At 48.1% G+C, this 10,490-nt stretch carries 6 protein-coding genes and 5 tRNA genes; 3 read left to right on the forward strand and 8 right to left on the reverse strand.

The features are described from left to right. The first annotated feature begins 66 nt into the window (after nt 1-66). Both KDX31_05355 and KDX31_05360 read left to right on the forward strand, forming a co-directional pair. The gene (locus tag KDX31_05355) at nt 67-534 is read left to right on the forward strand and encodes a transporter substrate-binding domain-containing protein (protein ID UTW04437.1); all 468 of its coding nucleotides are present in this window, start codon (nt 67-69) and stop codon (nt 532-534) included. Continuing rightward, nucleotides 527-898 (forward strand): EAL domain-containing protein, encoded by a 372-nt coding sequence (locus KDX31_05360; protein ID UTW05308.1) that lies wholly within the window; start codon nt 527-529, stop codon nt 896-898. The genes KDX31_05355 and KDX31_05360 overlap by 8 nt, the downstream gene beginning before the upstream one ends. Nucleotides 899-1,101: 203 nt before the next feature. On the opposite strand, the gene rnr is transcribed toward KDX31_05360, so the two are convergent. From rnr to KDX31_05400, 8 genes are all read right to left on the reverse strand, one after another. Next, nucleotides 1,102-3,453, reverse strand: a complete 2,352-nt coding sequence (rnr, locus tag KDX31_05365; protein ID UTW04438.1) for a ribonuclease R — start codon at nt 3,451-3,453, stop codon at nt 1,102-1,104. Nucleotides 3,454-4,222: 769 nt separating this feature from the next. After that, nucleotides 4,223-5,497 (reverse strand): HD domain-containing protein, encoded by a 1,275-nt coding sequence (locus tag KDX31_05370; protein UTW04439.1) that lies wholly within the window; start codon nt 5,495-5,497, stop codon nt 4,223-4,225. Between the two features lie 228 nt (nt 5,498-5,725). Continuing rightward, nucleotides 5,726-7,309, reverse strand: a complete 1,584-nt coding sequence (locus KDX31_05375) for a diguanylate cyclase (GenBank protein UTW04440.1) — start codon at nt 7,307-7,309, stop codon at nt 5,726-5,728. A 510-nt stretch (nt 7,310-7,819) separates the two neighbouring features. Continuing rightward, a tRNA-Pro gene (locus tag KDX31_05380) sits at nt 7,820-7,896 on the reverse strand. A 116-nt stretch (nt 7,897-8,012) separates the two neighbouring features. Continuing rightward, nucleotides 8,013-8,089 (reverse strand) — tRNA-Pro (locus tag KDX31_05385). A gap of 80 nt (nt 8,090-8,169) precedes the next feature. Beyond that, a tRNA-Pro gene (locus tag KDX31_05390) sits at nt 8,170-8,246 on the reverse strand. Between the two features lie 11 nt (nt 8,247-8,257). Then, nucleotides 8,258-8,333: transfer RNA gene (locus tag KDX31_05395), tRNA-Asn, on the reverse strand. Nucleotides 8,334-8,355: 22 nt separating this feature from the next. Continuing rightward, nucleotides 8,356-8,431 (reverse strand) — tRNA-Asn (locus KDX31_05400). 280 nt (nt 8,432-8,711) lie between these two features. Between KDX31_05400 and KDX31_05405 the strand changes: the two genes are divergently transcribed. Beyond that, a complete protein-coding gene (locus KDX31_05405; GenBank protein UTW04441.1) occupies nt 8,712-10,439 on the forward strand; it encodes a YcaO-like family protein in 1,728 nt (575 codons plus the stop codon). The last annotated feature ends 51 nt before the right edge of the window (nt 10,440-10,490 follow it).

Here is a 10,490-nt window from a genome sequence, read left to right on the forward strand (position 1 = left end):
ATAAACAGGGAAGGCAGATCTCGCTTATTGTTGATGTTATGTATTTTACTTCAAAGTGTCTTTTTTGTGCCTCTGGTGAGTGCCGAAAGTGCTGCAGTAACTGTTGATCAGGAGATCGTTCAACGGGTCAGGCAAAAACTTATCCTGTCTAAACAACAAAAAGACTGGCTTGCTGAACATCCGGTTATCAGGGTTGGAGTGGACGCAGGATATGCTCCCTATAGTTTTCTCGATGCATCGGGAAATTTTACGGGTGTTGTACCGGACTACCTGAATATTCTGTCCATGAGTCTGGGGGTCGCGTTTAAACCGGTGCCTGATATCTCCTGGCAGGAAATTATCGCCGACGCTAAAACGCGGGATCTTGACCTGATCGCGACCGCTGTCATCACCCCGGAAAGGGAAAAGTATCTCGATTTTAGTCAGATGTATCTGCCCACGCCTTTGGTCATTATGACTCAAAGGGATAACAGAGCGATCACTTCGACAGATCGATCGTCTCAAAAAAAGTGGCATAACACTGGCGATGGATGATTTCGGAACCGGTTACTCATCGTTGCAGTATCTTAGAAAGTATGACTTTGACACGTTGAAAGTGGATCGGTCATTTGTCTCCGAACTGCCGGACTCATCAGGTAATGCCAGTCTTGTCAGTGCTATTCTTGCAATGAGCAGGTCGCTGGGGGTGAAGACGGTTGCAGAAGGCGTTGAGACACAGGAACAGGCTAGTTTTTTACGCCGGGAAGGCTGTGACCTGTTTCAGGGGTACCTGTTTGGGAAACCGATGAACGAGAATGACTTCAGGGACTGGCTGGAAAAAGCAGGGGCAATTGATCATCGCTTTAACTGCGAGGAAGAGGGTGGGGAAACGGCACCTGATGAGTACCCGGTAGACTAATCAGGCAACTGCGGAGTTATGTTAAGACGCACTGGTCGCGTGTTAAATCACAGGTTTTAAGTGCCTGGTTTTAGGCGCCAGGTTTAAATGCCTGGTTTTAAGTACCGGGTTTTAAATGCTTAGTCTGGTGAAAGGACTTCTGACGTGTTGTATCTGTTCCGATCCTTATTGTTGTTAAGGATCGGAACAGAACTGCCCGCGAATTAACGGCGGTATTTGCCTGTGGCTTTTTTGGGCCCACCTTTGCGCTTGCGGGATTTAGGCGGGCTTTGGATATCATCCTTAACCGCCAGCTCAAATTCGATCTTGCGCTGATCCATATCGACTCTGACCACCCGTATATTGATCTTATCACCGATACTGAAGCTGGCATGGGTACGTTCACCGACCAGACGTTGCTGGGCTGCATCAAACTGGTAATAGTCATTGTTGAGTGCGGTCACATGTACCAAGCCTTCAACCTGGGTATCATCCAGCTCAATAAAGAGACCGAAGTTAGTGACCGTGCTGATGACACCGCTGAACACGTCACCGACATGATCCTGCATGTATTCGCATTTAAGCCAGGCTTCTACATCCCAGCTGGCTTTATCTGCGCGGCGGGAGACCAGAGAGCAGTGCTCAGCCAGGTTTTTCATCGCAACCAGGTCGTAGGGGTAACTTTTGCCCGGTGCGAGTGGGGTGGCGCTTTTAATCCGCTGAACCGGATCAGAGCCCACGCCGGTGACCTTTTTCAGTGCCCGACGGATGACACTGCCGGTTTCGCTACGGCGAATCACCGAGCGGATTGCGCGGTGGACGAGCAGGTCAGGATATCGACGAATCGGCGAAGTAAAGTGAGCGTAAGCCGGATAAGCCAGGCCGAAGTGGCCCTGATTATCAGAGCTGTATTCCGCCTGACTCAGAGAGCGTAGCATCATCATGCGGATAATCTGAGCATCCGGCCGTTCGCCAAGCCCTTTCAGCAGACGGTCATAATGTGCTGGCGTGGGTTTCTCTCCGCCTGCCAGATTAAGACCCCTCTCGCTCAGGAACGCGCGCAGATTGGTGAGTTTTTTCTCTACTGGGCCTTCATGGACACGGTAGAGTGCCGGCAGATCAAGTTTCTCCAGAAACTGTGCGGTGGCGACGTTAGCGCAGAGCATAAACTCTTCAATCATTTTGTGCGCATCGTTCCGTTCTACCGGTACAATGCGGTCAATCTTACGGTCTTCAGTAAATTTGAATTGCACTTCCTGCTTTTCAAAATCGATTGATCCCCGCTTTGTCCGGGCTTTTCTCAGTACCGCATACAGATGATGCAGGGAGTGGATATGGGGGATAATGCCCGCATGATTCCGGGCAACGGTTCTTCCCAGTTCAGACTCGGGTGAAGAAACCAGCGCACCCACCTGGGTGTAGGTCAGTCGGGCATGGGAGTGAATAATGCCCTCGGAGAACTTATAGCTGGTCATCTTTCCGGCGCTGTTGATCGCCATTTCGCAGACCATTACCAGACGGTCTGTCTGGGGATTCAGCGAACAGAGTCCGTTTGACAGTGCTTCGGGCAGCATCGGTACCACATGACCCGGGAAATACACCGAGGTACCCCGTTCAGCGGCTTCCAGATCGAGTGGGCTGCCGGGCGTGACATAATGCGATACATCCGCGATTGCGACAAACAGACGCCAGCCACCGGACTTTCGTTTCTCACAGTAGACTGCGTCATCAAAATCCCGGGCATCCTCACCATCAATGGTGACAAATGGCAGGCTGCGCAGGTCGGCGCGGTGTTGCTTGTCCGCTTCTTTAACCTCTTCACCCAGTGCTTCAGCCGCTTGTAGTGCATCCTGAGGCCACTTATGGGGAATATCATGATTGCGAATCGCGACATCGATTTCCATACCCGGCGCCATGGAGTCGCCCAGTATTTCAATCACCCGGCCTTCAGCGTTAAAGCGGTTACAGGGATATTCGGTGATTTCGACGGTAACATACTGGCCCGCCTGAGCGCCCTTCAGCTGATCATCAGGGATGTCGATCTCATTACGGATACGGCTGTTTTCAGGTTGCAGATAATACTCGCCATCCTCGACCCTCAAACGGCCAACGATCTCCGTCATATTTTTTTCAAGGACTTTTACTATCTGAGCTTCCTGACGTCCACGACGGTCAGTGCCGGTGATCCGTGCCTGTACCCGATCTCCGGGAAATGCTTTGAGCATCTGTTTATCATGCAGGTAAAGGTCGTCACCGCCCTGGTCCAGTGACAGAAAACCAAAACCATCGGGGTGTCCGATAACCCGGCCTTCAACCAGGTCCTGGGCGCTTAGCAAACTGTAACCCTTACGAGGGTCGAAATTGAGCTGGCCATCACGCTCCATCGCCCGCAAACGGCGGCGCAGAGCTTCTTTTTCTTCATCTTCAAACAGCTTCAGGCTTTTACCCAGCTGTTCGCGGTTTAAAAACTTTCCGGGCTCATCGAAGAGTCCCATGATGTATTCCCGACCGGGAATTGGATTGCTGTATTTTTCAAAATCTGCAGCATTGATAGCCGCTTTGGTGTTATTACTCATTCTTTTCTCAAATAAACCAGCGTCGGTCTGCATTCCGGTAGATTGAATAACTCATTGCTAATGGGTTTTAATACTACGGGGAAACGTATGGCTGGTATCACTCAGTTCTCTGGAGTGAATTAAATTGGACTGGTGACCAGATTCTTTATATTTAGCCGGGCCTATCGCCCAGTCTGATGACCAAAAACTTATGCAGAGATTTTTCATATTTTATCTCAGGCATATGACAAAAATATTTATAGCTGCGGGGTGTCCACGACACTTTTACACAGCTGTCAGCTTCCTGAATTTGCGAACTGATAGTAGTACGCTAAACCGGGAACAAACAATACCCTTCGGAGTAGTTGTAACAATCACTGCCCGGGTATTGAAAAGGGCAATCCTTAACTGATATTTCGAGCGACTATTGTTTGCGTCATCTCAACGCAAAGGTATAAAACAGGCGCTGATATTCAAAATACAGGAGAGGGTTGACCTGATAGCGAAAAAATAAGACTGGAATTTAAAACAGAGGGACGAGAATACTTTAATAACGTAACAATAGTAATACAACGACAACAAATGGTTAAAAAATAGACTTTTTCTAAGCTGATCTACACTATATAGAGTTACTGTGTTTTGTCAATGTATCGTTTACCCTCAGAGGATTGTTGGGCTGTTTACGTTATGACGTATAAAAGGGGGAGGGGTTAATTCCATGTCTGGTTCGTTCAGGGTGTAGGGCATTATAAGCCCTCACCAGGGGGCAGATTCGCGCAGGTTTGAAGGGTTACGTTCTTATCGCTATTGTATATAGCTCTTCTTTGTTTACTTTTAATAAAGTGTAAACCGAGTCATCAATTTTACCCTCTGCGACCATTTCATCCATGATCTCCAGTACCTCATCTATCAGCAGTCTGTGCCGGTAAGGACGTTTTTGGCAGAGTGCCTGAAAGATATCGGCTATCGATAATATCCGCGTAGGGAGATCGATCTGTTCACCTTTCCAGCCGTATGGGTAGCCAGATCCATCCAGTTTCTCATGGTGCTCCGATGCCCATTTTGCGATCAGGGTATTTGGGAAGAGCGCCTTCAAAACTGTTTTACTGTCGAGTGGGTGACTGCGCATCTGGGCTATCTCGTGTTCATTCAGTGCGCCCGGTTTTTCCAGTATTTCATCCGGTGTTCTCAGCTTGCCAACATCGTGCAGTAAACCTGAAAGTCTCAGAAGTCGTCGCTGATAGGGTGGCAGGCCGGCAAGCCCGGAAAGTGTGTAAGACAGATCGGCAACACGCAGACTATGGTAATGAGTATAAGGGCTCTTTGCATCAACAACCTGAGATATTAGCTCGCCCAGTGATTCAATCTCGTCAAATGACAGCGATATTTCATAGTCTTCTGAAGACAAGGCTTCCATGATGGCATCATCCAGATATTCATCACGAAGTTCCAGCCAGAAACTGTCTTTTTGAATAGCGTGCGCTGCTGCTCTGTTGATCTTTCCGGAAAACAGCTGTCCGACGTAAGGTGCCAGCTCTCTGAAAATCTTTTCTCTGTTTAGAAGAACCTCATGGTATGGATGATTTAATGTGAACGAAGCATATGTCACATCTAAGCGATCCGCGAAAAAAATGAGGTTTGCATATTCCCGTGTTTCTTTATCGAGTGTTTCTGGCAGATCCTGCCAACGGGTGTGGTGGTATCTGATGGCTGTTGCGAAGAGACTGAAGGGTGGGAAACTCTGTAAAAACTGATCCCCCCTGATGCAGTGTTCTTCAGCGCCGTTCCACTCCATTTCATCTGCCAGTTTTTTATGCACCGTTGTTGATGAAACACCGCAGTCATGAAGCATGCCGGCGATTAAAATAAAGTGTCTTCTGGATTTTTCCCAGCCCAGGTGGTGTGCTAAACGGTGGCAGATCAGGCCGACACGCCGGCCATGGCTTTTATCGTCAATGCCTACATAGTCGAGCGCTTTAGTCAGTGTTAATGCGGCTCGCCCGACATCGATATTCATACCGTGAGTGGGGTAATTCATTTCGTCAGTGGTCTGTTCCATAACCATAAATAGCACTCCATTACGGTATCAATTTATCCATTCTATTCTGTTAGTGAATGATCTGTCTCTATTTGATTACAGTTTTCTGGGACTATGCTGAGTCAGAGCACGTGTGGTCAGTTTGATTGTTCAGCTTTCCGCTTTGCTGACCCGGTGGTTTATACTGAGCAGGGCCAGAGTTTAATAGTGTTAAGGTTTGAGGGGGTTTAACCCGGGTAGTTATACGGGATTAAGCTATACGGGATGATATACAGGTTTTTTTTCGGTCGGTAGCGTTGAGTCATCATGGATAACCGAATCAGCAAACGCATAACTGTTTTTCCCCTGACGCTTTGTTTCGTACATCGCCTGGTCTGCCAGTCTGATGAGTTTCTCAGGATCCTGTCCATGGTCAGGGTATAAAGAAATTCCAATACTCGCGCTGATGTTTAACTCAGCAGATTCAACTTGATACGGAGTGCTGACAGTTTTTACCACCTTCTCAGCAACCATCCTAACGCTGTCTCTGTCCTGAATTTCGGTCAGTAAAATCCAGAATTCGTCCCCCCCTACACGGGCAACGGTATCAACTTCCCGTACGCAGGAAGAAAGCCTTGCGGCCGTTTCTTTCAGTACATGGTCGCCAGCATTGTGACCGAGGGTGTCATTTACTGCCTTAAAACCATCAAGATCTATAAAACAGATGGCTACCTTGGCTTTATTCCTTTTCGCGACGGCGAGGGCTCTTATCAGGCGATCCTTAGAAAGCCGCAATGTCGGAAGCCCGGTTAATACATCATGATTAGCCATATGGAGAATGCGTTCTTCGGCATTTTTCAGGGCGGTTATATCTTCCTGAACCGAAACGTAGTGGCTAATACTTCCATTGGTTTGTTTTACGGGTGATATTGACGCCATTTCCCAAAAGAGTTCGCCATTTTTTTTACGGTTATGAAATACGCCTCGCCAGGTACTTCCGGCAGCGAGTTTCTTCCAGAGCGCAGAATACTCTTCAGGGGATGTCTCGCCTGAACGTAAAATACGCGGCTTTTTCCCAATGAGCTCTGTCAGTAAATATCCGGTTTTCTCTGTGAGGGCTGGGTTTACATATCGAATTGATCCGCTCGTATCAGTAATGATCACAGAGGATGCTGAGTGCTCAACAGCAAGTGACACAATCCGGAGTTTCGCTTCCAGACTCGCCTGAGTTAACAGGATTAGCGATATGGCGCTGCCTCCAAGGATAAATATCCCACCTAGAAATACTAACGATGATGAAGTGCTCGGAGACATAAACGGATGTTCGAAAGGTGATAGCAGTGCAATTGCACCTCTGAATCCATGAGATAAACCAAATAAACCAAAGAGAGTCGCCGTGGCGAGCCCTGCGGATCTCCAGGACGCATTTTTATCGCTTAATAGCGTTTGCACAATGGCAAAGCAGATCATTGCAAACCCGGAGGAGATAACGATTATTCTGATATTCAGATTTTGATCAATATAGTTGAAGTAGTAGAAGAGCGCGGCGCTCAGGGGAGGAAGGGCGAAATCAAAAAACAATAATGGAGGGCGCCCTGTAAACACGCGAATGCCCCGCAAAATAAGTACAAATCCGATTATATACAGTGAATTAGCGCATACAAGAGAGAGGAAATCAGGGATATTGCCGCGTTCAGTGATTAAAATGCTGGCTGCAGCAATGCAGGACATACCCGCGGCCCAGAAGCCTGACCCATTCGGATGAGTTTGAGATCGCCAGAGATAAATCAGGGCCACTGCCGAGCCCATAGAGATAAGGGCGGTGACAATGAGTAGCGTCCGGATGTCTAATTCAGGCATCAAAGGTCCGTTATGATAAATAGATTGCATTGAATAGCATCTCTGAGCTTTGTGGCCGGGCTTCATTTGTGCGGCTTTCAAGCGTTAAGATCACTTCTGATACAATGTGTATTTTATCATATAAAGTACAACGCTCAGAAGGCCTGGGTTATGCTCAAGCGGTCATCTCTGGAGTGTTGTGGGCTAGCGCTGATCATTTTAGGAAAAAAAATCCGGGGTAACTGTATACAGGATAAAACAGACGGTAATGTATACCCCGGTGAATAACGAAATAACTTCGTTAAGGTTCAGCGAAGGGGAAGGTGCTGAAAAACAGTTGTTATCTGCACGAATATATCGGCAAAAGAAAAAAGGGTGTTTTGATCGTTTAGCTTACTGACTATGCAATGAAGAGTGATTGCGAATAATTTTAGAAAGCTTGTCACTTAAGAAGTAGTGAGCGGCGACAGGTAGTTAAAAAGTGTGCCAGATCGGAAGATTTCCAGATGCTATGTTCTTTTCTACTTAAAGTGGTCGGGGCAGCAGGATTCGAACCTACGACCCTCTGGTCCCAAACCAGATGCGCTACCAGGCTGCGCTATGCCCCGACTAAGGGTGAACACTATTTAGACACTGTATTCAGACGTGTTATTAAAGTCCTGGAAAACAGACTGTTAGCCTGTGATCCGTATCTGGAAAGTTGCCAAGCCAGATAAGTTTAATATGGTCGGGGCAGCAGGATTCGAACCTACGACCCTCTGGTCCCAAACCAGATGCGCTACCAGGCTGCGCTATGCCCCGACTAAGAACGATATTTATACACGAAATGTTCAAACGTGTCTCAGAATCTAACCACTTTATTCTCTAAGCTAGAGAGAAAGTGGTCGGGGCAGCAGGATTCGAACCTACGACCCTCTGGTCCCAAACCAGATGCGCTACCAGGCTGCGCTATGCCCCGTTCTGAGTAGATGGCTCCTCGAGCTGGACTCGAACCAGCGACCAATAGATTAACAGTCTACTGCTCTACCAACTGAGCTATCGAGGAATTACATCCAGTACGATTAAGTTGGCTCCTCGAGCTGGACTCGAACCAGCGACCAATAGATTAACAGTCTACTGCTCTACCAACTGAGCTATCAAGGATCATCTCAACCGAGGCGGCGTATATTAATGATGAGGAGAGTACGCGTCAAGCACAAAAGATAAAATATTTTACTGTTTTATTAGGTGGTTAAATAACGATCTGCTTAATCGAGAGGCCTGTTTGTCAGCGTGTTAAAACGATATTACTAAAGCGACATTTCGCTTGTGGATGGCTTTCTGTATAACCGGGGTTATGATGGAATACTCTGTGTTGCCGGTTACTGTGAAATAACAGACTGAGCCCCGGTTTTTAGTATAAAAATGGTAGTAAGGACTTCCTATGATGATTCCTGGAAAAGATGCACCACTGGACGATTCAATTCTTCATATGAGGGCTCGTCTGCAGGCGCTGGGTTTTGAGGTTGAAGAGTCGCAGTGGCTCAACCCTCTGCCGAATGTCTGGTCTGTCCATCTCCAGGAGTGCAGCAATCCGCAGCTCTTCAGTCATGGTAAAGGGGCCTCCCGGGATGCCGCGCTCGCTAGTGCGCTGGGTGAGTTTTTTGAGCGGTTGAGCTGCAACTATTTCTTCGCTGATTATTATCTGGGTGACTCTGTTGCCAGTGGCGCATTTGTGCATTACCCGAATGAGCGATGGTTTCCGGTTTCAGGTAATACTTTGCCGGATGGATTGCTGGATGAGCCAACGCTGCTGCATTACAACATGGATGGCGAACTGAAGGCTGCGATGCTGGTGGATACCAACTCGGGAAACCGGGCGCGGGGTATCTGCGCAATTCCCTTCGAGCGTCAGCGCACCGGTGATCAGGTATGGATGCCCGTTAATATCATTGGCAATCTGTATGTTAACAACGGTATTGCTGCCGGTAATACCGTGTATGAAGCACGGGTTCAGGCGCTCTCAGAAATATTTGAGCGGCATATAAAGAATACCATCATATCTTCGGGTATCAGTTTGCCGGATATTCCCCAGCGGGTGCAAAACCGTTATCCCGCAACCGTTGAGGTGATTGAGGCGTTGCGTGGTCAGGGCTATGTGGTGCTGGTAAAGGACGCTTCACTGGGAGGTAAGTTTCCGTTAGTGAATGTCTCGCTGATCAATCCATTGGATGGCGGCTGTTTTGCATCATTCGGAGCGCACCCTAAATTTGAGGTGGCGTTTGAGCGGGCGGTCACTGAACTGCTGCAGGGACGTAAGCTGGATCAGATGGATGGCTTTCCGTTACCAGGCTTTGATATTACCGCTGTTGCTGATCAGGATAACCTTGAGGCTCATTTTATTGATTCTACGGGTGCTGTTGCCTGGGATCTGTTTTCTATCGAAACGGATTACGATTTTACCGAGTGGGATATCGAAGGTGATACTCAGGCGGAGTTTGAGCAGTTGTGCCACCTGATTCACAAGGTCGATATGGATATCTATATCGCTGATTTTGAGCATCTTGGTGTTTACAGTTGCCGGATTATCGTGCCCGGCATGTCTGAGGTCTATCCGGTAGATGAGCTGGTATGGAATAACAATAATACCGGGATTGATCTGCGGCGGTCGTTGTTGCGCTTGCCTGCACTGACAGAGGCGGAAGCTGAAAACCTGCTGGTTAAGCTGGAGGAGGGGGGCTTTGCTGATCGGCAGCGGGTAGCCGATATCATCGGTATCCTGCCTGACCCGTCTACGGTCTGGAGTACATTGCGTGTTGGTGAACTGAAGTGCCTGTTGAACCTGAAACTGGGGGAGTTGCAGGAAGCGCTCAGCTGGAGTGAGTGGATACAGCGGTCTGACTATACGCAGGGGGAGCGGGCTATCCTGTATCGTTGTTTACACCAATGTCTGAGTTTTCGGCTTGATGTCGATCATTCGCTAGACCGCTATCGCGGCCTGCTGAATCAGATCTACGGTGCACAAAGGGTAGTTGATGTGTTGGAAATGATTGATGGGCATGGAGTGTTTTCCGGGTTACCTGAGTCAACACTTGAGCTGGAGGGCTTTGTTCAGCACCATAATTTATTGTCGGCCTATGCGCGTCTGCAACAGGCGAAAAGGTCTGACTGATTAAACATTGATCATATTTTTATGATGTTGATTTAAAACTGTTTTTTGAAA

Origin of the sequence: Amphritea atlantica (assembly GCA_024397875.1) — a bacterium.
Classification (GTDB): Bacteria; Pseudomonadota; Gammaproteobacteria; order Pseudomonadales; family Balneatricaceae; genus Amphritea; species Amphritea atlantica_B.